The sequence below is a fragment of the Halorussus aquaticus genome (genome assembly GCF_024218795.1).
Taxonomy (GTDB): Archaea; Halobacteriota; Halobacteria; order Halobacteriales; family Haladaptataceae; genus Halorussus; species Halorussus aquaticus.
The window spans coordinates 2506952-2532807 of sequence record NZ_CP100400.1 but is presented as its reverse complement, the minus strand read 5'-3'; the positions used below and the strand labels follow the sequence as shown (position 1 = coordinate 2532807).

General features: G+C 66.5%; 27 protein-coding genes. 14 read left to right on the top strand and 13 right to left on the bottom strand.

Annotated features, from left to right (window positions below; genetic code table 11):
* Positions 1 to 132: 132 nt before the first annotated feature.
* Entirely contained in the window at positions 133 to 255 is a 123-nt protein-coding gene (locus NGM06_RS24160; RefSeq protein ID WP_256567935.1) for a hypothetical protein, read from the top strand.
* Between the two features lie 96 nt (positions 256 to 351).
* On the opposite strand, the gene menE is transcribed toward NGM06_RS24160, so the two are convergent.
* The 6 genes from menE to NGM06_RS13055 all read right to left on the bottom strand — a co-directional run bounded on the left by menE (position 352) and on the right by NGM06_RS13055 (position 6640).
* Positions 352 to 1914: an o-succinylbenzoate--CoA ligase gene (gene menE, locus NGM06_RS13080; protein ID WP_254267384.1), complete on the bottom strand. Its 1563-nt coding sequence runs from the start codon at positions 1912 to 1914 to the stop codon at positions 352 to 354.
* Positions 1907 to 3025 carry a mandelate racemase/muconate lactonizing enzyme family protein gene (locus tag NGM06_RS13075; protein WP_254267383.1) on the bottom strand — a complete coding sequence of 373 codons (1119 nt, stop codon included), beginning with the start codon at positions 3023 to 3025 and terminating at the stop codon, positions 1907 to 1909. Before NGM06_RS13075 ends, menE begins: the two co-directional genes overlap by 8 nt.
* Positions 3026 to 3030: 5 nt before the next feature.
* Positions 3031 to 3963, bottom strand: a complete 933-nt coding sequence (locus NGM06_RS13070) for a 1,4-dihydroxy-2-naphthoate polyprenyltransferase (protein WP_368410441.1) — start codon at positions 3961 to 3963, stop codon at positions 3031 to 3033.
* A 160-nt stretch (positions 3964 to 4123) separates the two neighbouring features.
* Positions 4124 to 5149, bottom strand: coding sequence for an NAD(P)/FAD-dependent oxidoreductase (locus NGM06_RS13065; protein ID WP_254267381.1), 1026 nt, complete (start codon positions 5147 to 5149; stop codon positions 4124 to 4126).
* A 159-nt stretch (positions 5150 to 5308) separates the two neighbouring features.
* Positions 5309 to 5614, bottom strand: coding sequence for a hypothetical protein (locus NGM06_RS13060; RefSeq protein WP_254267380.1), 306 nt, complete (start codon positions 5612 to 5614; stop codon positions 5309 to 5311).
* Positions 5615 to 5746: 132 nt separating this feature from the next.
* Positions 5747 to 6640, bottom strand: a complete 894-nt coding sequence (locus tag NGM06_RS13055; RefSeq protein ID WP_254267379.1) for a 1,4-dihydroxy-2-naphthoyl-CoA synthase — start codon at positions 6638 to 6640, stop codon at positions 5747 to 5749.
* A 383-nt stretch (positions 6641 to 7023) separates the two neighbouring features.
* Here NGM06_RS13055 and NGM06_RS13050 point away from each other — a divergent pair, with 383 nt between their 5' ends.
* Entirely contained in the window at positions 7024 to 8229 is a 1206-nt protein-coding gene (locus NGM06_RS13050) for a pyridoxal phosphate-dependent aminotransferase (RefSeq protein ID WP_254267378.1), read from the top strand.
* A 270-nt stretch (positions 8230 to 8499) separates the two neighbouring features.
* Here the strand turns inward: NGM06_RS13050 and NGM06_RS13045 are convergent, their stop codons facing one another.
* From NGM06_RS13045 to NGM06_RS13030, 4 genes are all read right to left on the bottom strand, one after another.
* Complete coding sequence (locus NGM06_RS13045) at positions 8500 to 8874, bottom strand: DUF7522 family protein (protein ID WP_254267377.1); 375 nt, start codon at positions 8872 to 8874, stop codon at positions 8500 to 8502.
* A 93-nt stretch (positions 8875 to 8967) separates the two neighbouring features.
* Entirely contained in the window at positions 8968 to 10836 is a 1869-nt protein-coding gene (gene menD / locus NGM06_RS13040; RefSeq protein WP_254267376.1) for a 2-succinyl-5-enolpyruvyl-6-hydroxy-3-cyclohexene-1-carboxylic-acid synthase, read from the bottom strand.
* Positions 10829 to 12181 (bottom strand): isochorismate synthase, encoded by a 1353-nt coding sequence (locus NGM06_RS13035; protein ID WP_254267375.1) that lies wholly within the window; start codon positions 12179 to 12181, stop codon positions 10829 to 10831. Before NGM06_RS13035 ends, menD begins: the two co-directional genes overlap by 8 nt.
* Positions 12182 to 12307: 126 nt before the next feature.
* Positions 12308 to 12904 (bottom strand): sulfite oxidase-like oxidoreductase, encoded by a 597-nt coding sequence (locus NGM06_RS13030; protein WP_254267374.1) that lies wholly within the window; start codon positions 12902 to 12904, stop codon positions 12308 to 12310.
* A gap of 229 nt (positions 12905 to 13133) precedes the next feature.
* Between NGM06_RS13030 and NGM06_RS13025 the strand changes: the two genes are divergently transcribed.
* The 4 genes from NGM06_RS13025 to NGM06_RS13010 all read left to right on the top strand — a co-directional run bounded on the left by NGM06_RS13025 (position 13134) and on the right by NGM06_RS13010 (position 16988).
* Positions 13134 to 13418 carry a hypothetical protein gene (locus tag NGM06_RS13025; RefSeq protein WP_254267373.1) on the top strand — a complete coding sequence of 95 codons (285 nt, stop codon included), beginning with the start codon at positions 13134 to 13136 and terminating at the stop codon, positions 13416 to 13418.
* 196 nt (positions 13419 to 13614) lie between these two features.
* Positions 13615 to 13833 carry a ribbon-helix-helix domain-containing protein gene (locus NGM06_RS13020; protein WP_115795808.1) on the top strand — a complete coding sequence of 73 codons (219 nt, stop codon included), beginning with the start codon at positions 13615 to 13617 and terminating at the stop codon, positions 13831 to 13833.
* Positions 13834 to 13904: 71 nt separating this feature from the next.
* Positions 13905 to 14183 (top strand): UPF0058 family protein, encoded by a 279-nt coding sequence (locus NGM06_RS13015; RefSeq protein ID WP_163521594.1) that lies wholly within the window; start codon positions 13905 to 13907, stop codon positions 14181 to 14183.
* Positions 14184 to 14573: 390 nt separating this feature from the next.
* Positions 14574 to 16988: a DUF7527 domain-containing protein gene (locus NGM06_RS13010; protein WP_254267372.1), complete on the top strand. Its 2415-nt coding sequence runs from the start codon at positions 14574 to 14576 to the stop codon at positions 16986 to 16988.
* Here the strand turns inward: NGM06_RS13010 and NGM06_RS13005 are convergent.
* Positions 16985 to 17290 carry a hypothetical protein gene (locus NGM06_RS13005; RefSeq protein ID WP_254267371.1) on the bottom strand — a complete coding sequence of 102 codons (306 nt, stop codon included), beginning with the start codon at positions 17288 to 17290 and terminating at the stop codon, positions 16985 to 16987. The two genes, NGM06_RS13010 and NGM06_RS13005, sit on opposite strands and share 4 nt — an antisense overlap.
* A 260-nt stretch (positions 17291 to 17550) precedes the next feature.
* On the opposite strand from NGM06_RS13005, the gene NGM06_RS13000 reads away from it, so the two are divergent.
* The 6 genes from NGM06_RS13000 (at position 17551) to cysS (ending at position 22523) form a co-directional block, all read left to right on the top strand.
* Positions 17551 to 18915, top strand: a complete 1365-nt coding sequence (locus tag NGM06_RS13000) for an adenylosuccinate synthase (protein WP_254267370.1) — start codon at positions 17551 to 17553, stop codon at positions 18913 to 18915.
* A 164-nt stretch (positions 18916 to 19079) separates the two neighbouring features.
* Complete coding sequence (locus tag NGM06_RS12995; RefSeq protein WP_254267369.1) at positions 19080 to 19313, top strand: UPF0058 family protein; 234 nt, start codon at positions 19080 to 19082, stop codon at positions 19311 to 19313.
* Positions 19314 to 19637: 324 nt separating this feature from the next.
* Positions 19638 to 19829, top strand: a complete 192-nt coding sequence (locus NGM06_RS12990; protein WP_254267368.1) for a methytransferase partner Trm112 — start codon at positions 19638 to 19640, stop codon at positions 19827 to 19829.
* 33 nt (positions 19830 to 19862) lie between these two features.
* Entirely contained in the window at positions 19863 to 20438 is a 576-nt protein-coding gene (locus NGM06_RS12985; protein ID WP_254267367.1) for a DUF7524 family protein, read from the top strand.
* A gap of 46 nt (positions 20439 to 20484) precedes the next feature.
* A complete protein-coding gene (locus NGM06_RS12980; RefSeq protein ID WP_254267366.1) occupies positions 20485 to 20982 on the top strand; it encodes a DUF7523 family protein in 498 nt (165 codons plus the stop codon).
* 92 nt (positions 20983 to 21074) lie between these two features.
* Positions 21075 to 22523: a cysteine--tRNA ligase gene (gene cysS / locus NGM06_RS12975; RefSeq protein WP_254267365.1), complete on the top strand. Its 1449-nt coding sequence runs from the start codon at positions 21075 to 21077 to the stop codon at positions 22521 to 22523.
* Between the two features lie 129 nt (positions 22524 to 22652).
* Here cysS and NGM06_RS12970 read toward each other — a convergent pair whose 3' ends face one another.
* Entirely contained in the window at positions 22653 to 24005 is a 1353-nt protein-coding gene (locus NGM06_RS12970) for a DUF8593 domain-containing protein (protein WP_254267364.1), read from the bottom strand.
* Between the two features lie 220 nt (positions 24006 to 24225).
* Here NGM06_RS12970 and NGM06_RS12965 point away from each other — a divergent pair, with 220 nt between their 5' ends.
* Positions 24226 to 24693: an SPW repeat domain-containing protein gene (locus NGM06_RS12965; RefSeq protein WP_254267363.1), complete on the top strand. Its 468-nt coding sequence runs from the start codon at positions 24226 to 24228 to the stop codon at positions 24691 to 24693.
* A gap of 40 nt (positions 24694 to 24733) precedes the next feature.
* Here NGM06_RS12965 and NGM06_RS12960 read toward each other — a convergent pair whose 3' ends face one another.
* Positions 24734 to 24967 carry a hypothetical protein gene (locus NGM06_RS12960; RefSeq protein ID WP_254267362.1) on the bottom strand — a complete coding sequence of 78 codons (234 nt, stop codon included), beginning with the start codon at positions 24965 to 24967 and terminating at the stop codon, positions 24734 to 24736.
* Positions 24968 to 25177: 210 nt separating this feature from the next.
* Between NGM06_RS12960 and NGM06_RS12955 the strand changes: the two genes are divergently transcribed.
* Positions 25178 to 25816, top strand: coding sequence for a DUF6517 family protein (locus NGM06_RS12955; RefSeq protein ID WP_254267361.1), 639 nt, complete (start codon positions 25178 to 25180; stop codon positions 25814 to 25816).
* Positions 25817 to 25856: the final 40 nt, after the last annotated feature.

Genomic DNA, 25856 nt, shown 5'->3' with positions numbered 1-25856 from the left:
TGTCAGGCTAAAAAGTCGCGGTCGATAGCGAGATTCTGCCTGAGTGGTTCTGTGATGGCCGTCTGGCGGTCTCGTCGTGTTCTGGTCTCGGCCGTGGAACCATACAATCGTCGAGAAGGAGCTAGCTACTGCTTGAGCAAATCAGACCGCAACTGCACCGCACAGCACCGCCACCGCGCCCCGTTCCTCCCCGCGCGCTCGGGCACGAGGCCCTCGCGGCCCATCCTGCGGCGGTGTCGTCAGGCGCTCCTGTAGGGATGTCAGCAGGCGCTCCCGTAGCGGATTCATCGAGCGCGTTACTTCGAATCGTCGCCCAGTGGGTCCGGTGGTTGGCGGCACTCTACGGACCACTCAGTTCCCGGCGTCCGCGTCGCGCACGTCCCGGAGTTGTTCCCGGACCGCCTCGCGTTCGACCGTCCCCGAGGCCGTCCGCGGGAGTTCGTCGGCGAACGCGACGGTCCGCGGTCGCTTGTAGCCCGCGAGTCGGTCCTCGCAGTGCTCGACCACGTCTTCGACCGAGAGTCCCTCGTCGTCTTCGTCGGAGATATTCTCGCCCTCCTCGGCCACTACGAGCGCGGCGACGCGCTCGCCCCACTCCTCGTCGTCGAGACCCGCGACCGCGGCGTCCCGGACCGCGTCGTGGTCGCGCAGGACTTCGACCACCTCGCCGGGGTGGACGTTCTCGCCGCCGGTGATGATGCGGTCGGCCCGGCGGTTCAGCACCCAGACGCGTCCGGCCTCGTCGCGGTAACCCACGTCGCCGGTGTGGAGTCCGTACTCGCCGAAGGCCTCGGCGGTGGCCTCCGAGTCGCCGTAGTAGCCCCGCATCACGGTCGGCCCGGAGACGACGAGTTCTCCGGTCTCGCCCGCGGGCAGGGGGTCGCCGTCCCCGCCGACCACGGTCAGGTCGGTTCCGAGGAGCGGTCGGCCCACGGTCCCGCGGTGCGCGAACGCCTCGCGGGGCCGGGCCGTGGCGATTTGGGACGTCGTCTCGGTCATGCCGTACGTCGGGTGGACCGGCACGCCCCGCGCCTCGCAGCGCGAAATCAGTTCGTCGGGCGCGGGCGCACCGCCCAACAGGACGAACCGGAGCGAGTTGGCGAGCGACTCCCGCGCGGAGAGCATCCGGCGGAGCATCGTCGGCACGAGCGAGACGCCTGTGACGCCGTACTCGGCGATTGCGTCGGCGGCCGCCCCGGCGTCGAACCCCTCCTGCAGGACGACGGTCGTCCCGTAGAGGGCCGACCGCAGGACTACCGACAGGCCCCCCATGTGGTACATCGACAGGCAGAGCAGCCAGCTATCGTCTGGCGTCACGCCGAGGCGGAACGCCGAGGCGGTCGCGCTCGCCCGGAAGTTGCCCATCGTCAACTCGACGGCCTTCGGGTCGCCGGTCGTCCCGGAGGTGAACAGCATCGCCATCGGGTCCGCGCGGGACCACGACGCCGGTGCGAAGTCGGCGTCGTGCCCGCGGAGGCCGACGACCGACTCGTCTTCGGGGGCATCGACCGAGACGACGGGAACGTCCGCGACGGCAGTGGCGTCGGCCTCGGTCTCCCGCTCGCAGACCAGCAGGTTCAGGTCGGCCGTCTCGGCCTGCCGGGCCAGTTCGGGTCGGGCCAGTCTGGCGTTCAGGGGGACCAGTACCACGCCGAGGCGCATCGCGGCGTGGACCAGTCGGACGAACGCGACGCGCGTCTCCATCAGGACGCCGATGTGGTCGCCGGTCCACGCGCCGAACGACGCGAGCCAGCCCGCGGTCTCCTCGACCGCCGCGTCCAACTCGGCGTAGGTCCACGCAGTTCCGTCCTCGGCCTCGATTAGCGCGGTCGCCTCGGGCGAGGTCCGCGCTCGCTCCGCCAGCCAGCCATCTGTCTCCGCGCCGGAATCGTCCGGACTCCTGCGCTCAGTCATGGTACCCCCACGTGTCCGCGGTGCCGTTGCCCGCGCCCTGCGGCACGACCGCCCGACCGTCCGCGACCGGCGCGATGTCCGGGCCGAGGTCGGATTCGAGCAGTTTGCGCGTCGCCAGTCCGCAAGCCGGAACGTCCGGAATCGCGGCCGCGACGTGGACCGCGGCGGTCCGGGCCACCGCGCCGTCGATGGTGGTCGTCACGACCGGCGAGATTCCCTCTTCGCGGGCGCGCTCGGCGAGTTCGACCGCCCGACGGGGACCGCCCAGCGCCATCGGTTTCAGGACGACCGCCTCCGGATTCGCGTCGAGGCCGTCTTCGAACTCGACCGCCGCCAGCGTCTCGTCCAGCGCGACCGGCCCGGAGAGCGCGGCGAGACCCGCGAGGTCGGTCGCGGGCAGCGGTTGCTCCACGTAGGCCAGTCGGTCGCCTGCGGCGTCCAAAAACTGCTGGGCCTGCTGGCGGGTCCACGCCGCGTTGGCGTCGGCCCGGAATTCGACCGCGGGGAGCGCCTCACTCACGGCTTCGACTCGCTCCACGTCGGCCGACAGCGGGCGAGCGCCGACCTTCAGCTTCAGGCACTCGAACCCGGCCTCCGCGGCGCGCTCGGCCTCCGCGACGGTCTCCTCGACTCCGGCGTCGCCGACCGTCGCGTTGACCGGGACACTCTTCACGAGTGTGCATAGGTCGCTGTCGGCCGTTTCGGGGTCCGTCGTTTCGGGGTCGGACGCGCTCCGGTCGTACTCTGCGAGGTATCGGTAGAGCGGGACGCCATCGCGCGAAGCGTGCAGGTCCGCGAGCGCGAGGTCGAGCGCGTGGCGCGCGGCCGAGGTCGAATCGAGGTCGGCGAGCAGGTCGGCGGGGTCCGCTCCGCCGTCCACCGCCTCGGCGGCGTCGGCGAGGACGGACTCGCACTCGTCGTAGTGTTCGGTCCACCCCGGGAGCGGCGTCGCCTCGCCGACGCCGACCGTGACGCCCTCGGGTGCTGGTTCGGCGGCCGTATCCTCCGTTTCCAACCTGAGGAGCAGTCCGTCGCGGCGCTCGATGGTCCCCCGGGCCGTGTCGAGCGGGTCAGAGAGCGGGAGCGAGAAGGGCCGGAGTTCGGCGTTCATGGATATCACGCTATCAGGCCCAGCGCGAACAGCACCGAGTGTCCGGCCAGCAGTTTCCCGGTGCGCTCAAGCGCGGGGTTCAGCGCCTCGCCCGAACTGTCGGTGAGGACGGTCCGCGCGACCGACGCGGCGTACGGCAGGGTCGCGAGCGGTAGGAGAACTTCGAGAGAGTGACCCCGCGCCAGCCAGAACCAGACCGGAATCGCGTAGGAGAGCGCCAGCAGACCGACGAACTCGGCCCTGCTCGCCCGGTAGCCGAGCAGGACGGCGAGGGTCCGCTTGCCCGCCTCGCGGTCGGTTTCGAGGTCCCGGACGTTGTTGACCACGAGGATGTTCGTGGAGATGGCCGCGACCGGGAGACTGGCGAGGAACGCGCCGAACGTGACCGTGCCCGCCGGAATCCCCGTGGGGAAAGTCCCGGAAACCACGCTGGCGGCCTGCACGTAGAACGTGCCCATCACCGCGACGACGCCGAAGAAGACGAAGACGAACAGGTCGCCGAGACCGTGCGACCCGAGGGGGTACGGTCCCCCGGCGTAGGCGATGCCGGAGACCACGCTGGCGAGACCGACGACGAGGATGGGGAGACCGCCGACGGCGACCAGATACGCGCCGACGAGTATCGCCAACCCGAACGTGGCGTACATCGCGCGCTTGACCTCGTTCGGCGGGATGAGTCCGGATTGGGTGACGCGGGTGAACCCCTCGCGGTCGTCGGTGTCCACGCCCTTCACGGCGTCGTAGTAGTCGTTCGCGAAGTTGGTGCCGATCTGGATGAGTGCCGCGCCGACGAACGCCGCCAGCGCCGGGAGCGGCGCGAACAGGCCCTCGTGGACGGCGAGACCGACGCCGACGATGACGGGTGCCGCGGCCGCCGGGAGCGTGTGCGGCCGGGCGGCCATCAGCCACGCCTCGCGGCGGGAGTGTTCGGTAGCCATGTCGCTCATTGTCGGCAGTTACGGCGACCGAACAATAGCATCTGCGGTTTGGACGGAGCGAGCGCTGTCGAATCGAAGTCACCGAGAGAACCGCTCTTCGTTCGTATCCACTCCTTATCGCCAGAAGAACGTAAACGGAGGCGCGAATCAGGACACCCTCTCAGTCGTCGCCCGCAGCCCGGAACTCGCGGGCCGCCTCGCGCAACTCCTCGGAGATGCTCGGCACCTCGTCGGCCGAGACTCCGCCCTCGGCCTCTATCTCTTCGACGGACTTCGGGAACTCCCGGAGACCGTAGTGGATGTCGATTCCGGCCTTCGCGCCCTCGCCCATCGCCACCGGAATCTGGTTGTGGCCCGGCGTGAGGTCGCCGACCGCGTAGACGCCGGAGACGCTGGTCTCGCCCGCCTCGCCGACCGCCACGTTCCCGTCGTCGGTGCGCTCGCACCCCAACTGGTCGGCCAGTTCCGCGTTGTAGTCCGACCCGTACATCGGGAACCCGCCGCGGTACTCGCGGAAGGTCCCGTCCTCGAACTCGAACCCGGCCAGCCACCCGTCGTCGCCCTTCTCCATCCCGACGACCTCGTCCTCGACGATTTCGACCGGGTGCGCCCGGAGTTGGCGGTCGGTCTCGTCGCTCCACTCGGGGTCGTCGCCGCGGGTCAGCAGGTCCACCTCGTCGGTGAAGTTGAGCATAATCATCGCGACGTGGGCGGCCGATTCGCCGGTTCCCATCACGTACACCGGTTCGTCGACGAACATGTAGGCGTCGCAGTGGAGACACCAGTGGAGTCCGCGGCCGGTCGGCGGGAGCGGCGGGTCGGGCCGCACGTCGTTGAATCCGGTCGCGAGGACGACCCGGTCGGCCACGAGATCCGGGTCCTCCTCGCCGGTCGAGAGCCGGAAGCGGCCGTCCGCTCCGCGCTCGACCGACTCCACGAAGTCCTTGACGTAGTCGGCCCCGTACCGCTGAATCTGTTCGCGAGCGGTCCGGAGCAGTTCCTTGCCCGACACGTCTTCGGTGACGCCGATGACGTTGTGCGTGTCGGCCATCATCGCGGCCCGGCCGCCGCCGCGGTTCACGACGACCGTGTCGTGGGCCAGTCGGGTCGTGTACAGCGCGGTCGTGAGACCCGCGGGTCCGCCCCCGACCACCGCGACCTCGTACTCCCGAGAACTGTCGGTCATGAGCGACGGTTAGGACTTAACGGCCTTAAGTCGGCGGGCGAGGGCGAGTTCGGCCGCGGACGGGGTCCGGCCGACCCGTCGAGGGCGACCGACCGAGCGGCGGACGGGAGACCCGTCGACGGACGCCGAACTCACCGGTAGAGACCCGTCGCAGTCCCGTCAGCAGTCGGTCACCCAGACGCAACAGACACACATCGAGGGACAGTCCGAATGACAGAACGCCTTACAGCAGTCGGCCTGCGGGTCGGCGACCACGTCTTCGATGTCGCCGTCGATGTCGCCGACCCGCCTATCGACGCGTTCGCCGTCTTCCCACGTCGTCACGTGGACGTCGTCGTCGAGTTCTTCGACGCTGAGTTCGCTGGCCGGTTCGACTTCGGTCGCCGACGCGGTGGCGGCGGCCGAAGCGCCGAACGCGACAGCGGTACCCGACGCGATACCTCGGAGGAGTTTACGTCTTCTCATTGAGGAAGAAAATTAACACTCCTAGAATAAAAATTTATCCACTAGTTGACGGAGATGCGGACTCCGCGCTTCGGCACTACTCCGCTTCGAGCGCGTTCGGCCGCGTCCGAGAGTCGACCCGCACGAACCCACTCAGTAGTGCCAGTCGAACTCGTCGAACTCGGGGTCCCGACCCTCCACGAAGGCGTCGCGGCCCTCTTGGGCCTCGTCGGTCATGTACGCCAGTCGGGTCGCCTCTCCCGCGAACACCTGCTGGCCGACCATCCCGTCGTCGGTGGCGTTGAAGGCGTACTTGAGCATCCGCATCGCGGTCGGACTCTTCGCGTTCATCTCCTCGGCCCACTCCAGTGCGACTTCCTCTAACTCCTCGTGGGGCACCACCTCGTTGACCATGCCCATGTCCGCGGCCTCCTCGGCGTCGTAGTTCTTCCCGAGGAAGAAGACTTCGCGGGCCTTCTTCTGGCCGACCTGCTTGGCGAGGTACGCCGACCCGAACCCGCCGTCGAACGACGCCACGTCGGGGTCGGTCTGCTTGAAGACGGCGTGTTCCTCGCTCGCGATGGTCATGTCACAGACGACGTGGAGGCTGTGGCCGCCGCCGACCGCCCACCCCGGAACGACGCAGAGCACCGGCTTGGGGATGTGGCGAATCAGGCGCTGGACTTCGAGGATGTGGAGGCGGCCGCCCTTGGCGGCTTGGTCCGTCTTCCCGTCTTCACCGCGATATTCGTACCCCTCCTCGCCGCGGACGGTCTGGTCACCACCCGAGCAGAACGCCCACCCGCCGTCCTTCGGCGAGGGACCGTTCCCCGTGAGCAGGACGCATCCCACGTCGGTCTGTCGCTTGGCGTGGTCGAGGGCGTCGTAGAGTTCGTCCACCGTCTTCGGCCGGAAGGCGTTGCGGACCTCCGGCCGGTCGAAGGCGATGCGGACGGTGCCGGAATCGACCGCCCGGTGGTAGGTGATGTCGTCGAACTCCGGTCCCGCGGACTCCCACGCCTCAGGGTCGAAAATCTCGGATACCATGTGTCGGCGTGGGGTCGGTGCGAGGAAAAAGATTGCTTGTTCTGGGTGTGAGTAGCGAGATGCGGTGGTTTTGCACCGTACTCGGGTCGCTACATCGAGGATACGGACGACAACGACGTGGGGAAGAGGGTTTAGAAAGCCCCCGGTCGCTCGCGGTCGCTGAGTCGGATATTCTCGGCAGCGCTTCGCTCGCCTCGAATAGTAGCCGACTCAGACGACCACGGGCCTGCGGCCCGCGAGCGACCGGCCCCTTTATCCACCCGAGGTGGTTCGTCGGTCGGCCATCGCTGGGGGTCTCTGTTACCCGGCCCACGAGGGGTGCTTTCGAGTCCCCATTTCCGCGGAGCGAACTTACTTCACCCGCCGCTCCGTGACCTACGTCCATGTCCGACGCCAGCCAGCAGGCCGCGTCCGCCCGACTCGCCGACAGGACTCGGAGTCTCGAACGCTCGAAGATTCGGGTGATGTTCGGTCTCGCCGAGGAGGCCCGACGCGAGTCCGACCGCGAACTGGTCCGCCTCGAAGTCGGCGAACCCGACTTCGACACGCCCGACCACATCGTCGACGCCGCGGCCGACGCGGCGCGCGAGGGCGCGACCCGGTACACCGAGAACGCCGGTATCCCGCCGCTCCGGGAGGCAATCGCCGAGACGATGGCCCGCGAGAGCGGCGTCGAGTACGCGCCCGAGCAGGTGACGGTCACCACCGGCGCGATGGAGGCGCTCTCGCTCTCGATGATGGCGCTCGCCGGTCCCGGCGACGAGGTGGTCGTGCCGACGCCCGCGTGGCCCAACTACGTGAATCAGGTCCAGTTGGCCGGAGCGACCCCGGTGACGGTCCCGCTCCCCGCCGACTCCGGGTTCGACCTCGACCCCGAGCGCGTGACCGACCGCATCGGCGACGACACCGCGGCCGTGATTCTGACCTCCCCGTCGAATCCGACCGGCCGGGTCTACGACGAGGACGACGTGGCCGAGGTCGTCGCCGCCGCCGCGGCCCACGACGCCTACGTCGTCGCCGACGAAGTGTACGGCCGCCTCACCTACGACCGCGAGTTCCGCGGCGCGGCGTCCTACGTCGAGTCGCCCGAGAACGTGTTGACGGTCGGGTCCTGCTCGAAGACGTACGCCATGACGGGGTGGCGACTCGGTTGGCTCGCGGGACCTCAACCGGTCGTGGACGCGGTCTCGCACATCGGCGAGAGCACGACCGCCTGCCCGTCGAGCGTGAGCCAGCAGGCCGCGCTGGCCGCGTTCACCGGACCGCAGGAGCCAGTCGCCGAGATGAAGGCCGCGTTCGCGGAGCGCCGCGACTTCGTGGTCGAGCGCGTGGCCGAGATGCCGGTGGTCTCCTGTCCGCGGCCCGAGGGAGCGTTCTACGCCTTCCTCGACGTGAGCGACCTGCCGGGCGGGAGCTTCGACGTCGCCAAGCGACTCCTCTCGGACTACGGCGTCGTCACGGCCCCCGGCGACGGGTTCGGCGACGCCGGAGAGGGCTACCTCCGAATCAGCTTCGCCAACAGCCTCGACCGCATCGAGGAGGGACTCGACCGCATCGAGGCGTTCGTGCGCGACGAGACCGAGTCCTGACCGAACCCCTCCGGAAACTACGGAACTGTTCCGGTCGCCCCGGAACTCGGTGGCATGGCAGACCGACCGCTCGAACTGGGTGACCTCTACGACCTGCGCCGCGTCCGGAACCCTGTCGTCTCCCCGGACAGCGAGCGCGTCGCGTTCGTCGTGACGGAGACCGACGAGGACGAGGAGACCCACCGCAGTTCGCTGTTCGTCGCACCGACCGACGGAAGTCGGGACGCTCACGGACTGGTTCGAGCGTCACGACCCCGCGACGAACGAGGACTAATCGGCCATCGCGGCCATGCACTGCCCGATGAAGGTGTTGTGCATCGCGAACACCTCGCCGTCCAGCGCCACCGCGGTCCCGCTGGTCTCGTCGTGCGGGAAGTGCATCTCCACGGCTTCGCCGAAGCATCGAATCGTCGCGTTCAGCGGACCGTGTTCGTAGAGGCTCTCCTGATGGGGTTTCTCGACGGCTTCCAGTCGAACGTCGCGGACGACCTGTTCGATGTCGTCGTCGGTGTACTCGTCCACGACGTCGTCGCGGACGTACAGCACGTCACCCCCGGATTCGTCGTAGTAGATGACGCTCCGCAGGTGGTCGCCGACGCGGTCTTGGAGGAATTCAGTCAGGGCTTCGGCGGAAGTTACTGACATTCGACTCGCGCAGAATTAGCGCCACCGCGATATTAATCTTGTCGAGATTCTCATCGTGGATAACGAGACGGCGGTGCTTTCACCGACCTATCGTCACTCCAGTCGGTCGGCGACTCGGTCGGCCACCTGCTCCCGGAATCGGTGGCTCGCCTCGGCGTCGGTCGTGACCTCGACGACCTGCGTCCCTGCACTCTCGACCGATTCCCGGAACGTCGACCGGAACGCGTCCAGTTCGCCGACGCGCTCGAAGTCGAGTCCGTAGAGGTCGCCCGTGGCCTCGTAGTCGAGACCGTGGGGCGTCCGGAACTGGTCGGTGAACGGCGGGTCGAACTCCTCGATGGGGAGCATGTGGAAGATGCCGCCGCCGTCGTTGTTCACCTCCACGATGGTCGCGTCCACCCCGGACCGCTCCACCGCGAGCAGGCCGTTCATGTCGTGGTAGTAGGCCAAATCCCCCGTGACGATTACGAGGGGGTCGTCGGTCGCGCTCCCCGCGCCCAACCCGGTGCTCGCGATACCGTCGATACCGCTCGCGCCGCGGTTGCCCAGCACGGTCACGTCGGCAGACCGGGGTTCGCCGAACCGGTCCAAATCCCGAATCGGCATGCTGTTCGAGACCATCACTGTCGCCGGGTCGGGCGCGTCGGCGGCGACTGCCGAGAGGACGCCGCCCTCGAACAGTCGCTCTTCGCGCGCCGAGGAGACCAGACTCCAGTAGCGGCGCTCGGCGTCGGCGAACCTCGCGCGCCAGTCGTCGCTCCCCGAGGACTCGACGCGCTCGGCGAGATTCTCGGCGAGTCGCGTCGGGTCGGACGTGAGCAGGTCCGTCGCGGTGAACGACGCTTCGCGCCACCCGCCTGCGGGGTCCACGAGGAACTGCCGGGCGTCGCTGGCTTCGAGGTACTGCCGGAGGACCTTCGAGGTCGGCGACGCGCCGAACCGAACCACGACTTCGAGGTCGGGCCACGACTCGGCCACCGCGTCGAGGTAGCCGTCGTATCCGCCCGCGAGAAGTGCGTTCGCGGCGTCGCCCCCGTCGCCCGACAGGAGTCCGTCGTCGTGGCCGAACCGGTGGCCAGAGAGCGGGTCGGCGAGGACGGGGAACCCGGTCGCCTCGGCGAGCGCCGAGAGGGCGTCGCGGTCGGGCGCGGCCGCGTCGCCCTCGTGGACGGGAGAGTCCGCCGGACCGACGACGACGAGTCCCCTCGACGCGCTCTCGACGGCCCGTCGGACCTCGCGGAAGTCGCCCCCGGCCAACTCCGGGCGACCCCGCGCGGTCCGGACGAACGGGCCGTCTAACCCGTCGCTCCTCGTCCGGCCTTCGACGCCGAGGGGTGCCTCCGCCGCGAAGTCGGCGGGTACGTCGCCCGGCACCTCGACGGGTTCGAGGGGTTTCCGGAAGGGGACGTTGAGGTGGACCGGTCCCGGCGGCGTCCCGGTCGATTCCGCGAGGGCGCGGTCGGCCGTCGTGCGGAGCGACCGGAGTTTGCGAGCCTCGGGTTCGGGTTCCGGCAGGTCGGCGTACCACCTGACGGCGTCGCCGTAGAGCTTCTGCTGGTCGATGGTCTGGTTCGCGCCGGAGTCCCGGAGTTCGGGCGGTCGGTCGGCGGTGAGAACGAGCATCGGAACCCGGGCCTGATTCGCCTCGATGACCGCGGGATGGAAGTTCGCGGCGGCGGTCCCCGACGTGCAGACCAGCGGCGTCGGTTTCCCGGTGCGCTTGGCCCGGCCGAGCGCGAAGAACGCGGCCGAGCGCTCGTCGAGGTGGGAGAACACCTCGATGTCGGGGCGCTCGGCGAACGCGACCGTCAGGGGCGTCGAGCGACTGCCGGGGGCGACGCAGACCGCATCGACCCCGGCGGCGTCGAGTTCGCCGACCAGCGTCCGCGCCCAGAGCGTGTTGCGGTTCGGCGCGGTCCCGACGTCCGGGTCCGACCGGTCGGCGTCGTCGCGGTCAGTCATCTTCGAGTTCGTCCAGAATCGGCCGGTACTTCAACTGTACCTCCTCGTACTCCTCGTCGGGGTCGCTGTCGGCGACGATGCCGTTTCCGGCGAACAGCGTCGCCGAGCGGTCGCCCGTGACCGCCGACCGGAGACCGACCGCGAACGTGCCGTCGCCCTCGGCGTCGAACCACCCGACTGGGGCGGCGTACCAGCCCCGGTCGAAGGTCTCGGTCTCGCGGATGGTCTGCAGGGCCTTCTCGGGCGGCAGGCCGCCGACCGCGGGGGTCGGATGCAGGGCCTCCACGATGGAGAGGACGTGGCCGTCGTCGGTCAGGTCGGCCTCGACGGGCGTCCAGAGGTGCTGGATGGTCGCCAGCTTTCGGACGCGCCGGTCCGCGACCCGGACCGCGCCCGCGATGGGCGAGAGTTGCTCGCGGATGGTCTCGACGACGAGTTCGTGTTCGTGAGCCATCTTCTCGCTGTTCTCGATGCTGGCTTCGAGTTCGGCGTCCTCCTCCGGGGTGTCGCCGCGGCCGACCGACCCGGCGAGCGCGTCGGTCTCGACGGTTCTCCCGCGGAGGGTCGCCAGTCGCTCGGGGGTCGCGCCGAAGAAGGCCGCCTCGGTGGTGGGTTCGAAACAGAACCGGAAGCAGTCGGGGTACGACTCGCCGAGGCGCGCGAGCGCGTCGGGGACCGACACTTCGTCGGCCAACTCGACCGCGAGCGCCTGCGCCAGCACGACCTTCCGGAGTTCGCCCGCCTCGATGCGGGAGACGGCGGCGGCGACCTGCTCGGCCCACTCCTCGCGGGTCGTGGTCGAGTTCGTGGCGACGACGCCCGGGGGTCCGTCGCGTCGGGAGTCAGTCGCCGACTCGTCGGTCGATGTGAGCGCCTCGCTGACCTCGGTGAGTTCGTGTTCGACCGCCTCCGGTGTGGCGTCGCGTGCCGAAACCGTCAGCCACGTCTCGCCGTTCGCGCGAGTCAACTGCGTCCGGGGCAGGACGAACTCCGCAGCCCCGAACCCCAGCCACGGCGGGGCGGGTCTGTGGTCGTCGTGGAACGAGAAGCCGCCGAACAGTCGGGGGCGCGCCTGGTCCGGGCCGTCGAAATCGTGTCCGTCGAACAGTTCCTCGGCGGCCTCGCGGACCGCGTCGAAGCGGTCCGACCCGTCGGCAGTGACGCGGGCCGCGGTCCCGCCGCCGGCGAACTCGGGTCCGTAGGGGCTGGTCCAGTACGTCCGGGGTGCGTCCCGCCCGGCGAGAAACGCCCGAGGGTCGCAGTCCGGTAGCTTGCAAGCCCGGCTCACGAGGTTGGAGCCGGTCGGTTCGGCCGACACCTGTCCGTCGCGGGGCGGAGACTCCATTCAGTCGAACTGAGGATTGGCGAGCCTTTAGTCTAACTGAATTACTCGTGGTTCCATTCGCGCGGGGCACAACGGTCGTACGTCGAGTCGAGCGCTCGCAGGAGAGAGTCGGTCGGGCCTCGCCGACTAGCTGTATCGCTCCTCGTTCCACGGGTTCGCCGTGTTGGAGTAACCGCGCTTCTCCCAGTAGCCCCGTTCGGGTTCGGTCAGGAACTCGACGCCATCCACCCACTTCGCGCCCTTGTAGGCGTACTTGTGGGGCGTGACGACCCGCAGCGGACCGCCGTGTTCGGGCGGGAGCGAGTCGCCGTCGAACTCGTAGGTGAACAGGACCTCCTCACGCATGCAGTCGGAGAGCGGCAGGTTCGTCGTGTAGCCGTCGAGCGCGGAGAACATGACGTGGACCGCGTCGTCCTCCACGCCAGCCATCTCGGCGAGGTCGGGGAACGTGACGCCCGCGAACTCGCAGTCGAACTTACTCCACCCCGTCACGCAGTGGAAGTCCTGATTCTGGGTCTCGCTCGGCAGGTCTCGGAACTCCTCCCACGAGAACGTGAGTTCCTCGTCTACCGCTCCGGTGACGGTGAACTCCCACGTCTCGGGGTCCCAGTCCGGCGTCCCGCTCTTCGAGAGGACCGGGAACTTGCTGGTCTCGCGCTGGCCCGGCGGGAGGCGTTCGCCGTCGAACTCCTCGTGAATGTCGGTCACGTCCGTGACGCTCATGGGTCGTAGTCGGCGGCGAATCCAAGTAGGTCTAACGACTGCGGCCGGAATCCGCGTCGGAACCGTGCTACCAATCGCCGGTTTCCGATTACGTACTGCGGTTACGGTCGGCCAGTAACGGACCCATTACGAGAAAAACCGAATAAACTCCCGCAACTGTCCGTCGATACTCCCGGGCATCCACTGAATAACAAAGGACACGCTGTGCCAAAGTGGAGTTGCAATGTCAATGAAAGGCCAACAGCAGCAGATGGGGGAGAAGGCCACGATGGAGGCCGCCGAGGAATCGACGACGGACCTCGCAATCCTCGCGTCGGCGGCGTCGGTCGCGCTGTCGTGGTACCAGTTCTTCGGGCGCGGTAACAAGATGCAGGGACTGTTCATCGGCCTGTGGCCGCCGACGATTCTTGCGTTCGCGAGCTACTTCAATCAAAAACGAATGGAGGAGAAGCTGAGTGCGATGGGTCCGGGGCGTATCGTCAGCTCCATCGAGCAGATGCTCAGTAGCCGCTGAAAGCGCAGAATACGCCTTTCTCCGTTTTTATCCACCACCGGCGAGTATCGACGCTCGCAACTTCAGTTCGGAAAAACTGACTCTTGGTTTCGTTTCGTTTAATCATTCTTCCAGAAACGAGCGAAATCGTTCGCCATCATCCAGACTCGTCCCCGTCAGACTTATCAACACCCCTCCCGAAGCCACCAACGTTCCAATGCCGAAGGTAGAGATAACTATTCCGGAACATCTCGAAATGCAGATCGCCCAGATGGTAGAACAGGGCGAGTTCGTCAACCGAGAGGAAGCCATCGAAGACCTCCTCTCTACCGGGTTGAAAGCCTACAAAACGAGCGGTCCGATGGACGACGACGACCGCGAACCCGGTATCGAAGACGAAGGAATGATGGGTCACGAGGACGAGTACGTCTTCTAACCCTCCTTTTTCGGAGTGCGTGCGAAGTGTTCTCAGAAACCCTTAAATTGGATAGTTCCTTATCCACGGTTATGCACAAGGACGAACTTCTCGAACTCCACGAGGAGATGGTACTCATCATGGAGTACTTTCAGGAAAAGGAGCGCGTGACCGACGGTCTGTTCGACCCGTACGAGGAACTCGACGTGGACCCCTCGCACGTCCACAAGTCCAAGAGCGAACACAAACACGCCGTCTTCGTCCTCGGGAACGCGCTGGCGACCGCCATGAGCGACGACGAGTTCAGCGAGGCGGGCCGCATCGGCAAGCGGATGAAGGAACTCGCCGAGGACGCCGAGTCCAAGATTTAGATCTCTTTTTACTGCACTCAGTCCCACGAGCAGCAGGCTTGCGCTCCTTCGCCGGGAAACCACTGTATCACCTCCCCGCTTGGCGGCGTACCCCCACCCTCGCCACGTCGAAGTCACTTCGGTCTACTCGCCGTCGCTCGAAAAGCCGAACGTGCCCGAATCTGATACACTCTTGACGGACCGCATCTGACTTTCGACCTGTAACACCGCGAGGAGGGTCAGCGAGGAGCGAGCGGTCGGAGTGACCCTCGAAATGTCACAGTGCCAAATGTTCGACCGAGATGACGCCGGTCTCTCGTCGAAGGTCTGTGCGAATGCGACGCTCCTGTCGCACTCTCGGTAGAAGTTCGGGCCGCAAGATATTTGAGAGACTTGTGGCTTCCACGTAATATGGAAACGCGCACGGTCGAGCAGGTCGAAAGTTGGCAGACCCGGTCGTTCGACGACGGGTTTGCTGGCCTGCGCGAACTCTCAGACGGGGAGTTCTCGGGGGCAGTCAGGGCCGGTGGCGCGTGGTTGTTCATGCTCAACGGGCGGATAATAGGCGTCTACGAGGGGAGTCTCGACGACTTCGAAGACGCCGACGGCACCGCCTACGCCGCGCCCCATCCGTCGCTACCGCTGCTGTTCAGTATGCAGGAGCAGGGCGGCGAGACGCAAGCAAAGTACTACACGAACAAGACGCCGCTGTCGGAAGTCGATTCCACGCTGACCAGCGGGAACTTCACGGGGTACGTCGAACTCAGCGAGAACGTCCTGAGCGGGGACTACTACGTGGCCTACTACGGCGGGCGCTCGATGAGCGTCGCGTTCGTCGGCCAGAGCGAACAGGTCGTGACCGGCGACGAGGCCTTCGAGCGCGCCAACGACGAAGTGGGCATCTACGAAGTGCGGGACGTGGACGTGGAAGTCACCGACGTTCCGGAACCCGACGAACCGGACGAGTCGTCCGGCGCGGCGTCGGCCGGAGCGGACACCACCTCCGGCGGAGCAGGTGGCGCGTCCGACACGGGAACCGGCGCGTCGGGCGCGGGAACTGGCGCGTCGGGTACGGCCGACGAACCGAACGTGACCTCCGTCGGTGCGGGCGGGTCCAGCGAGTCGTCCACCGGGAAAGGTGGGGCATCGGGTGGGGCGGGTGCGACGACCGGCGCAGCAGGTTCCGGGGCCGGTGGAGTGACGGAGTCCGACCCGACGAACGCGACGCCCGCAGACGTTCCGTCGGCAGACTCCGGGTCCTCACCCGGCCAGCGCGACTCCGCACCGGCCGAGACCGACTCCGGCGTGCGGCAGACCGACCCCGAATCGACCGTGTCCGACGCGGGGACGTCCGACACGCGGACGGCCGAGGTGCAGACTGACGATTCCGACGCGATGGCGGCCGAGGCGGGCGCAGGCGTGACCGAGCAGTCGGGGAGCGAGACGAGTCCGGACGCGACGGGCGAGTCAGTGGACGCCCGATCGGACTCCAGCGCCGACGCGGGGGGACCCGACTCGACCGAGGCCCCCGCCGAGGGTGACGACGACGAGGCAGACGGCGCGAGCGCGTTCGAGGACGAGGAGGACTGGCGCGAGACCACGACGATTCCGTCGCTGGACCCCGACCGGAGCGAGGGTCCCGACGACGCCGCGGGCGCGTCGTCCGAGACCGCATCGTCCGCCGACGATACCGCGTCGCCGGGACGCACGAGTTCCGCGTCGGAGTCCCCGTCGCGCACGCAGTCCGGGTCCGACGACGGAGCGAGCGCGACGCGAACGTCTGCCGGTGGAGCGTCGGGCGCGTCCAGAGCGTCGTCGGGCCAGTCCACGCCGACGTCCGGGTCGGACGCGTCGGGCGCGTCGGGGCGCGAGCAACCCGCGGACGCGTCGAGCGAGACCGGCGGAGAGTCCGGGGCCCGCGTCCGAAAACTCCGGTCGCAACTCGAACAGCGCAAACAGCAGGTCGAGCAGTTGAAACAGCGACTCTCGAACGTCGAGTCCGAGCGCAACGAGTACAAGCGCGAGCGCGACGCCCTCCGTCAGGAGGTCGAGCGACTCGAAGCCAAACTGGAGACCACCGGCGGAACCGGGTCGGGAGGTACCAATCGACAGCTCGACCGGTCGCAGGCGTTCGACGGAACCAACCTGTTCGTCCGCTACGAGTCGAAGGGGAAGGCCACGCTCGACGAGGCCGCGAACGACGCGGCCGACGCGAGCGACGTGAACGCGAACCTCCGACTGGAACACCACACCCAGTTCGAGGCCGACGACGTGGACGTGGAAGGCGAGTCGTTCGAGGCGTTCCTGACCGACTCGTTCGAGTACCAGTTCGTCTCGTGGGTCGTCGAGGAACTGCTGTACGAGATTCGAGACACGGGCCACCGAGCCAGTCTGAAGGACCTCTACGAGTCGATTCCGAAAATCGACCGGGTGGACCTCCACGGGTCGGTGAGCGCCGGCGGTGCCGACGACGACACGCGACAGGAGTCGTTCGACGTCATCATGCGAGACCGGATGGGTAATCCACTCCTCCTCGCCGACCTCAACGGGTCGCGCGACCCCACGACCGGCGAGATGATGGGGTCGCTCGTGGACGCCGCCACCGGCGTCGCGCAGGCTCACGACGAACTATCCGGCGCGTTCCAGATCACCGAGAGCTTCTTCGAACCCGAGGCTCTCGAAACGGCCGAGTCGGCGACTTCGGGCGGGTTCCTGAGTCGGGAAAAGAGAGAGAGCTTCGTAAAACTCTCCCGCAAGCGGGGATACCACCTCTGTCTCGTGGAATCACGGAGCGGTGGCTTCCACCTGAACGTTCCGGAACTCTAGTTTTCGGCTTCCGCGGTCTCGCTAATCTTCATCTCGGCCAGACTGGACGAGATCTCGTCGATCTTGTCGTCGAGTTCGTCGACGAACTCTTGGGTACGTTCGGTCGTGATGGCTCCTTGGCTCGACGGTTCGATGAGGTTCTCCTCTTCGAGAACTCGGAGGGAGTACCGAACCTTGTGGTGCGGGTAGCCGGTCTCGTTCGACATCTTCACGATGCCGATCGGTTCGCTCTCGATAACCATCTTCAGGACCTGCAGATGGCGCTCCAACATATCGACCTCTTTCTCAAGTCTATCTATCATGGCACGTGTTAACTTGTCTTAGAGACTTTTAAAAGTTGCTGTCCGTCCGGACTGGGAGACGACCGACTCGTCGCAGTCTGGTGCGAGTAGTTAACAGGTCTGGCGTCGAGTCATATAGCGTTGTCGGTCCGCGAGAAGTACGGATGTACTCGATACTGTGTCTTTCCGGCACCGAATAACCGTTTCTATCCACGTACGTGGGTAAAGATGGCGGAGGGACCGTAATCGGTTTACCGAATGGCCGACAACCGTTCCGCGTAATGACCGTAACCATCGTCGGTTCGCAACTCGGCGACGAGGGAAAGGGCGGCGTCGTGGACCTCTGGGGCGACGCCGTCGACGTGGTCGCCCGCTATCAGGGCGGAGACAACGCTGGCCACACCGTCGTCGAGGACGGCACCGAGTACAAACTCTCGCTCGTTCCGAGCGGTGCAGTCCGCGGGAAGGTCGGCGTCCTCGGCAACGGGTGCGTCGTCAATCCCGCGACGCTGTTCGAGGAGATAGACGACCTGCGAGAACGGGGTCTCGACCCCGACGTGCGCGTGGCCCAGCGCGCACACGTCATCCTCCCGTACCACCGCGTGCTGGACGGCATCGAGGAGGACGTCAAGAGCGAGTCCGACCAAGAGGTCGGAACGACCGGCCGGGGTATCGGCCCGACCTACGAGGACAAGGCGGGTCGGCGCGGCATCCGCGTGGGCGACCTGCTCGACCCCGAACTGCTCCGAGAGAAGTTGGAGTACGTCGTCCCGCAGAAACAGCGACTCGCCGAGGACGTGTTCGGCGTCGAGACCGGCGAGGAGTTCGACATCGCCAGCCTCTACGAGGAGTACAAGCGCTACGGCGAGCGTTTGGCGGACGAGGAAATGACCGTCGATTCCGGCGAGTTCCTCACCGACCGCATCGAGTCCGGCGACCAGTTGATGTTCGAGGGCGCGCAGGGCACCCTCATCGACATCGACCACGGGAACTACCCCTACGTCACGTCCTCGAATCCCACGGCGGGCGGGGCCGCCACCGGGACCGGTCTCAGCCCCGGCGTCGTCGGCGGCGGCGACATCGTCGGCATCGTCAAGGCGTACCTCACTCGCGTCGGGAGCGGGCCGCTCCCGACCGAACTCGGCGGCGTCGAGGGTGACACCCCCGGCTACGACGAACAGGGCGAGGGCGAGAACGAGGAACTCGCCGAGTACATCCGCGAAGAGGGCGGCGAGTACGGCACCGTCACCGGCCGCCCCCGCCGCGTCGGGTGGCTGGACGTGCCGATGCTTCGCCACTCGGCGCGCACGAACGGTTTCACGGGACTCGCCGTCAACCACATCGACGTGCTGTCCGGTCTCGACGAAGTGAAGGCCGCCCACAGCTACGACCTCGACGGCGACGAGAGAGACACCGTTCCCGCCACCACCGAGCGGTGGGCCGACTGCGAACCCAACTACCGGACGTTCGACGGGTGGGAGGACGTGGACTGGAGTCACGTCGCCGAGGAAGGGTACGACGCCATTCCGGAGAACGCCCGGACGTACCTCGAGTACGTCAGCGACGAACTCGACGCCGACATCTACGCGGTCGGCGTCGGGCCGGGCCGCGAGGAGACCGTCGTGGTGGAGAACCCACTCGAATAACGACGGAGAGCGACTTTTTTGCCTTCTAGACACCTACGAACGCGTCGGCGGTCAGGCTTAAGACCGTTCGGAGGCATACTGGTACCGAAGGCTAGTCGTTGCGCGGCGTGCGAACTGGAGAGCGATGGCCACGCCGAACCCACGGCTACGCCTCTCGCGCACCTATGCGCAAAGTCGAACTCATCTACCTTCACGCGCTGCTCGCAAAGACCCACGATTACCTCGCGGTCCGCCACGACCTGCCTGAGAGGTTCGACGAGTACGAAACGGACGAAATCGGACCGTACCAGATTCAGCGCCCGAAAGACGAACACGAGTCGGCGACCCGACTGCTCGCCGAACGACTCGCCGACGAAGTCGCGGACGACGAACAAGAAATCGAATTTCAGGAAGCGTGACGATTTCACAGGCCGTCACGAGTGGACGGCGGCGACAATACCTCAACTGATTCAGGGTACAATTTGACATCCGGGGCCGGTTATCGGATAGCGGACTCACTCCTGCGAAATCGTCCATCCAAAGCTTCTATTTCTCCACAGTTACCGGATTGACGACCTCCGAGTCGACAGTAAAGATTCGATTCTATTCCTCGTCGAAGGAGACAGATACCCCTACTCGGCGTTCTGGTCTTTCGCATGGACAACTTCGAGTATCGTGTAGTTTCGTCTGCCGCGTTCACCGAACCCGTCACGCTTTTGCCCCGCCCACTCACAGGCACTATCATGAAGCAGTCGCTGATGGACATCATCTGTTGTCCGCTGGACAAGCAGGAACTCGAACTCGACGCCACCGAAACCGACGACGAGGAGGTCATCACTGGGACGCTGACCTGCACCGAGTGCGGCGAGACCTACCCTATCGAGGACGGCATCCCGAACCTCCTGCCGCCGGACATGCGCGACGTGGAGGCGTAGTTTTTTCTACCTTCGGTTAGAGGTGACGATAGCGTGCCAGACAGTCTCCCCGTCCGTCTCAACGACGACCGACTACACGACATTCAGACGCGGACGTCGTTCGAGACGGCGGACTCGTTCCCGATTCTGTTACACAACGGCGACGCGCCGGTCCACGTCCACCTGCATCTGGACGACGCGCTCTCGTCGGTGGCGTCCATCCCGGCGAACAACCACTTCGTGGACGCCAACTCGACCCAGCAGGTGGACGTCGAAGTCGCGGACGGACCCCGAGCGGTCGAGGGACAGGTCAAGATCGTGACCGGACACGGGGCGGAGACCGACTACGTCACTGTCTCGATAGTCGAACCCGAGGAGGGCGAGGAGGTCGTGGACGTAGACGAGACCCTCGCCGCGCCGGTTCGCGACGAAGACGACGAGGACGCCGACGACGGATACGAACTGCCCGACCTCTCGCTCGGCCGGAACGCGCCGGTCGCCGTCCTCGGCGTTCTCGCTATCACGGTGGCGGCGGGGTCGGCCACCCTCTCGGACAGCGTGGCGGTGCTGTTCGGTGCGCTGGCCGTCCTCGCGAGCGTCGTGGCCGCGGGCTATCTCCTCGCTCGGTAGGGACGCTATCGCATCGCTTTTGCTCGTCGCCTGCGTCACTTCGCACATGTCACTCGCCGAGGATGCCCGCGACGCGGTCCGGCGGCGGCCCTTCCTCCTCGCCTCGCTCCGGGCGGGCGTCGTCAACTACACCGCGGCGGCCCGCTTCCTGACCGACGACGTGGACGGCGACGCCGAGTCGGTCGCGACTGCGCTCCGGCGGTTCGCCGACTCGCTCCCCGACTACGAGACGGCGGCCCGAACCGCCCACGTCTCGATGGAGAGCGGACTGGGTGAAACCGACGACCCGGACGACGCCTTGCTCGTCGTCGGCGGAACCGCGCTCGCTCCGGGCGAGGGGTCGCTGACCGGCGTCGTCGCGTCGGGCGACGCGGACGCGAGCGCACTGGCGCACGTCCTCGGGCGCTTGGACGCGGCGGGCGTCGGCGTCCGGGCCGCGGGCGTCGCCGACGACGCAATCGTCCTCGCGGTCGAGCGCCGAGACGGTCCCGATACGGTTCGAGTCGTCGAGGACGCGCTGGACGCGGTTCCCGAGTCGGAGTAACTCGACGCCGAGGCGGGGTTCGAACACGACGACAGCGGCGCGTAGTGTTTCTATCGACGCTTTAAAACGGTCGCTCCGGCTACTAGTCGGCAATGACGCTCCAAGTGACGAACACCCTCACCGGGGAGCCGGAACCGTTCGAACCGCAGGATCCCGACTCCGTCCTCCTCTACTACTGCGGACTCACGGTCTCGGACTTCGCCCACCTCGGGCACGCCCGGTCGTGGGTCCACGTCGACGTGATGCATCGGTGGCTCGAACACCTCGGCTACGACGCGCGCCACGTCGAGAACTTCACCGACGTGAACGAGAAGATCGTCGCGCGCGTCGGCGAGGAGGGACTGGGCGACAGCGAGAGCGAGGTGGCCCGCCACTTCGTCTCCGAGGTCATCGCGGACATGCGGTCGCTCAATCTCAAGCGCGCGGAGGTCTACCCCCGCGTCAGCGAACACGTCCCCGAGATAATCGACCTCGTGGAGACGCTCGTCGAGAAGGGCTACGCCTACGAGTCGAACGGGTCGGTCTACTTCGACGTGACCGAGTTCGAGGAGTACGGCAAACTCTCGAACCAGAACGTCGACGAGATGGAGGCCCAAGGCGAAGAGGACGAACTGTCCGAGAAGCGCAACGCCGCCGACTTCGCGCTCTGGAAGGCCGGGGAAGCGCATCCGGACGAGGCCGAGTCTGGCGGCCAGACGTGGGACTCGCCGTGGGGCGAGGGGCGTCCCGGGTGGCACATCGAGTGTTCGGCGATGAGCATGAGCCACCTCGGCGAGACGCTCGACCTCCACGTCGGCGGGCAGGACCTCGTCTTCCCCCACCACGAGAACGAGATCGCCCAGAGCGAGGCCGCGACCGACCGGCAGTTCGTCAACTACTGGCTCCACGTCCGCCTGCTGGAGACCGGCGGCGAGAAGATGTCCTCGTCGCTCCAGAACTACTTCACGGTCCGCAACGCCGTCTCGGAGTTCGGCGCAGACGCCATCCGGATGTTCCTGCTCTCGACCGCGTACAACAACCGCCAGACCTACAGCGAGGAGACGCTGGACGAGGCGGTCGAGCGCTGGGAGCGACTGGAACGGGGCTACGAGCGGGCGGTCGAAACCGCCGACAGCGCGGCCGCCCGGACGAAAGTCGAGGATGCGGACCTGCGGGACGCCGTGGCTGCGACCCGCGAGGAGTTCGAGGCCGCGATGAACGACGACTTCAACACACGCGAGGCCATCACGGCGCTGCTGGAACTCGTCAGCGCGGTCAACAGGCACGTCGATTCCCGCGAGGAGTACGACTACCGGGCGCTCCGCGTCGCCGTCGAGACCTTCGAGGCGTTCGGCGAGGGCGTTCTCGGGTTGGCGCTGACGGGCGACGGCGAGGGGAACGTCGAACTGCTCGGCGAAGTTGTGGAACTCGTCCTCGACCTGCGCGAACGCGAACGCGAGTCGGGCAACTACGAGCGGGCCGACGACCTCCGCGACGAACTCGAAGCGCTGGGCGTCGAAGTGCAGGACACCGATTCGGGACCCGAGTTCCGCGTGGAGTAATCCGGTCGCTGTGAGGGTCGGATTCTGCCCGCAGTGACACCGTCCGCTCGACTTGGGAAACCGGACGGATTTGGCACTCGAACGAGTGCGGGCACTCGAAAGCGGTAGAACGAGAGGTGAACTACGGGACTACCTGCTGTCGTCGAGTTCTTCGTCCATCACGCCGGTCGTGACCACGATTTCGTCGTCGGTGATGCGTTCGATCGTGTCCTCGCGGAGGCGGTAGTCGTCGTCGTCCTCGTCGGCCCCGAGTCGCGCCATGATTTTCTCGGTGAGACTCGGATGCGGATCGACGTAGGCGACGCCGTCCTTGGCCTCCACGACCTCCCCTATCTGGTCACCGTGGGCGTTGACGACGGGTTTGCCCTCGTCGCTCTCCTCCGGTACGACCCGGAACTCCTCGTCGGTCCCGATTTCGGTGTCGGTCTCGACTTCCGTGTCGGTCTCGGTGACCGTTTCCGTCTCGGTGACTGTTTCCGTATCGTACGCGTCGCGCTCGGCGAGACCCGCCTCGATGTCCTCTTCCCGCACCATCTCGCGGTCGAGGAGTTCGCCCTCGACGACGTCGGTCGTGAGTCGAGTCCGGTCCGAGAGTTCGCGCTCGAACCGTCGCCGCGAGGTGAGATACGTGGTGAGGATGTCGTCGTCCGTGAACTCGCTGTCGATGTCGTACGATTCGGTATCGACTACCTCGCCCTCGTCCAGGCCACTGTCGAAGTCGATGACGTCGCTGTCGAGCAGTTGTCGGTGGACGGACTCCACGTCGATTCGGGCTTCGAGGTCCCGCGACTCTACCTCGTCGGTCTCGGTGACGTCCACGTCGGTGATGTGCGTCTCGACGGTGTAGCGGTCGACGTCCTCTATCGTGACCGCCCAGTCCTCGCGGACCTCCACGGTGACGTCGAACGGGTACTCGTCGCCCCGCCCCGCCTCCATCGTCGTCACGTCGTCGGCGACGAACCGGTCGCTCCCGTACGTCCCGAGGTAGTCGAAGTCGGCGTCCTCGGTGGTGATGTCGCAGGTCTGGCACTCGCGGTCCATCAGTTCGACGTCCACCACGTTCCGCTCGATGGTCTCTCGGTCGACGACTTTGCTTTCGAGGGTGGCCTTCTCGACGATGGTCTCCTCGACGACCGTCGTCTCGGTGACCGTTCCGGTTATCGTCTCGCCCTCTATCAGTCGCTGCTCGGCCTCGTCGCGGTCGAGTTCCTCGGACTCGGCCGTCACGCGTTCGAGCGCGTCGTCGCGGTGGGTCACCTCGAACAGTTGGCGGTCTCCCGCGTCGCCGTGATAGGTCACGACGCGGTCGCTTTCGTCTACCTCCCGGTGGAACGCCTCCCAGTCGAGACGCTCGTGGTCTCCCATCATCTCGTCTTCGGGGACGAGTCGTATCTCGTCGCCCTCGCGGACCGGTACCGCGTCGTGTTCGTCGGCCCACGTCTCTATCTCGTCGCGGTCTACTGTCAATCTCGAATTCGCCATAAGTACTCCCCCGTCCACAGTTGGGGTCTCTGCGAGGTTAAGCAGAATGGCCGTGGGTTCCGTATCCCCGGCGGACGACGTGATGGTCTCGATTCAGGGCGCTGAAACGACGCGTTTTGCGCTTCTCGGAGATAGTACCCGGTCCTACATGTAACGCTTCGAGAACGGGGCCAGCAGACTCTTTGAACCCACGACCCTACGACGACACGGGGGAGAAACGATGAGCAACCGCGACACTGACGCCGAATACGAGATGGACGAAGAGGTCGACAGAGATATCGACCCCAATCCGCACGAACGCGGGAAGTGGCTCTCGGGCATCATCGCCCTACTCGGGGTGTGGATGCTCGCGGAGGCCTTCCTGTTCGACATCGTCGCGTCGCAGTTCTGGAACGACGTCATCGTCGGCGCACTCCTGCTCGCCGTGGGGGCGTACAACTACTCGCGGCGCGGGAGCGACCGAGTCGGAAGTGTCGGTGCCGCAGCGATCGCCGCGCTCCTCGGACTGTGGCTCGTGGCAGCGCCGTTCCTGTTCGGTGCCGGCGGCGGGGCCACCGAGGCAGTGAACGACGCCGCGTTCTGGAACGACATCGTCGTGGGCCTCATCGCGCTGGTCGTCGGTGCGTTCAGCGCGTACGCGGCACGCGACCAGAAGCGAGAAGCCCAGCGACTCGGACGCGGAACGTGATGCAGGCGGACCCCACGTTCACACCGTCGTTCGTCTCGCGCTACCAGTTGGCGACTTTTTGCCGACGATACACCGCGATTTGATACCGCGTGAGTTTCACCGAGAAGGCGACCATCAGCACGGCGAACAGACCGATGTAGCCGAGCGACCCCTCGTGGACGAACCCGTTTATCAACTGCAGCAGCGCGAACACCGGAAGACCGAACGTGTAGATACCGGTCCGAACCGGGAACTCGCTCGCCATCTGCAAGAACAGGTCTTGGTCGTCTGACACCCCGTTGTTCACTGGTTCTCCCCCAATCACGTCTCGTTCACCGTCTTTCGAGGACGGGTTATAGTCTTTTTGGAGACCGCCGACGGAACGATTCGCCGCACGCCGACAGAGCGCGTGTCAGACCCGAAATTCGCTGCGTTCCGACTCCTCTGACAGGAACTGCCGCGAGCCACGAGGTTCATAACCCCTGCCCGTCAACTCGGCGAGTACATGGCACGCAGAGTAGTGGCTGGCGTCTTGGTCGCCGTACTCGTCGTCTCCAGTGGCTGTACCGGGTTCCTCTCGGGACCGGTCACGTTCTCGGCGTCGGAGGCGACGGTCAGCGACGCCGCCCTCGAAGAGACGGGGTACGAACACAACAGCACCGAGAAGATGAAACTCTCCCGAACGGTCTCGGCGGCGGGCCAGAGCAAGGAGGTCGAAGTGACCAACTGGATTTCGGAGTACCACAAGACGGTCGGCCTTCCGGGCGTCGGCGAGCAGAAGGCCGCGGTCTTCGTCACGTTCTCCAGTCCGCAGGTCGAGGTCCTCGGCAAGTCGTTCAACCCGCTGGCGAAGTACGACAACCGCCAGTTGGCCCAGCAGTTCACTACCCAACTGCGGAGCGTGAACAACGTTCGGGAAGTCGGCGCACAGAACCGGACGATGTTGGGGACATCCACGAAGGTCACGAAGTTCGAGGCCACCGTGACGACCGCCACGGGCGTCGAGTTCGACGCCTACGTCCACGTCACGAAGGTGAAACACGAGGGCGACTTCGTGGTCGCGCTCGCGGTCTACCCCCAGAAACTCCCCGGACAGAGCGACGCGGTGACTCGACTCCTCCGCGGCGTCCAACACGGCGAGTAACGCGACACGGGTCGCGTGGACCGTCTGGCAACGCTTTTCT

Coding starts and splice junctions, on each gene's coding strand:
- menE (WP_254267384.1), bottom strand. CDS start 1,914: ATGACTGAGCGCAGGAGTCCGGACGATTCCGGCGCGGAGACAGATGGC.
- NGM06_RS13075 (WP_254267383.1), bottom strand. CDS start 3,025: ATGAACGCCGAACTCCGGCCCTTCTCGCTCCCGCTCTCTGACCCGCTC.
- NGM06_RS13070 (WP_368410441.1), bottom strand. CDS start 3,963: ATGGCTACCGAACACTCCCGCCGCGAGGCGTGGCTGATGGCCGCCCGG.
- NGM06_RS13065 (WP_254267381.1), bottom strand. CDS start 5,149: ATGACCGACAGTTCTCGGGAGTACGAGGTCGCGGTGGTCGGGGGCGGA.
- NGM06_RS13060 (WP_254267380.1), bottom strand. CDS start 5,614: ATGAGAAGACGTAAACTCCTCCGAGGTATCGCGTCGGGTACCGCTGTC.
- NGM06_RS13055 (WP_254267379.1), bottom strand. CDS start 6,640: ATGGTATCCGAGATTTTCGACCCTGAGGCGTGGGAGTCCGCGGGACCG.
- NGM06_RS13050 (WP_254267378.1), top strand. CDS start 7,024: ATGTCCGACGCCAGCCAGCAGGCCGCGTCCGCCCGACTCGCCGACAGG.
- NGM06_RS13045 (WP_254267377.1), bottom strand. CDS start 8,874: ATGTCAGTAACTTCCGCCGAAGCCCTGACTGAATTCCTCCAAGACCGC.
- menD (WP_254267376.1), bottom strand. CDS start 10,836: ATGACTGACCGCGACGACGCCGACCGGTCGGACCCGGACGTCGGGACC.
- NGM06_RS13035 (WP_254267375.1), bottom strand. CDS start 12,181: ATGGAGTCTCCGCCCCGCGACGGACAGGTGTCGGCCGAACCGACCGGC.
- NGM06_RS13030 (WP_254267374.1), bottom strand. CDS start 12,904: ATGAGCGTCACGGACGTGACCGACATTCACGAGGAGTTCGACGGCGAA.
- NGM06_RS13025 (WP_254267373.1), top strand. CDS start 13,134: ATGAAAGGCCAACAGCAGCAGATGGGGGAGAAGGCCACGATGGAGGCC.
- NGM06_RS13020 (WP_115795808.1), top strand. CDS start 13,615: ATGCCGAAGGTAGAGATAACTATTCCGGAACATCTCGAAATGCAGATC.
- NGM06_RS13015 (WP_163521594.1), top strand. CDS start 13,905: ATGCACAAGGACGAACTTCTCGAACTCCACGAGGAGATGGTACTCATC.
- NGM06_RS13010 (WP_254267372.1), top strand. CDS start 14,574: ATGGAAACGCGCACGGTCGAGCAGGTCGAAAGTTGGCAGACCCGGTCG.
- NGM06_RS13005 (WP_254267371.1), bottom strand. CDS start 17,290: ATGATAGATAGACTTGAGAAAGAGGTCGATATGTTGGAGCGCCATCTG.
- NGM06_RS13000 (WP_254267370.1), top strand. CDS start 17,551: ATGACCGTAACCATCGTCGGTTCGCAACTCGGCGACGAGGGAAAGGGC.
- NGM06_RS12995 (WP_254267369.1), top strand. CDS start 19,080: ATGCGCAAAGTCGAACTCATCTACCTTCACGCGCTGCTCGCAAAGACC.
- NGM06_RS12990 (WP_254267368.1), top strand. CDS start 19,638: ATGAAGCAGTCGCTGATGGACATCATCTGTTGTCCGCTGGACAAGCAG.
- NGM06_RS12980 (WP_254267366.1), top strand. CDS start 20,485: ATGTCACTCGCCGAGGATGCCCGCGACGCGGTCCGGCGGCGGCCCTTC.
- cysS (WP_254267365.1), top strand. CDS start 21,075: ATGACGCTCCAAGTGACGAACACCCTCACCGGGGAGCCGGAACCGTTC.
- NGM06_RS12970 (WP_254267364.1), bottom strand. CDS start 24,005: ATGGCGAATTCGAGATTGACAGTAGACCGCGACGAGATAGAGACGTGG.
- NGM06_RS12965 (WP_254267363.1), top strand. CDS start 24,226: ATGAGCAACCGCGACACTGACGCCGAATACGAGATGGACGAAGAGGTC.
- NGM06_RS12955 (WP_254267361.1), top strand. CDS start 25,178: ATGGCACGCAGAGTAGTGGCTGGCGTCTTGGTCGCCGTACTCGTCGTC.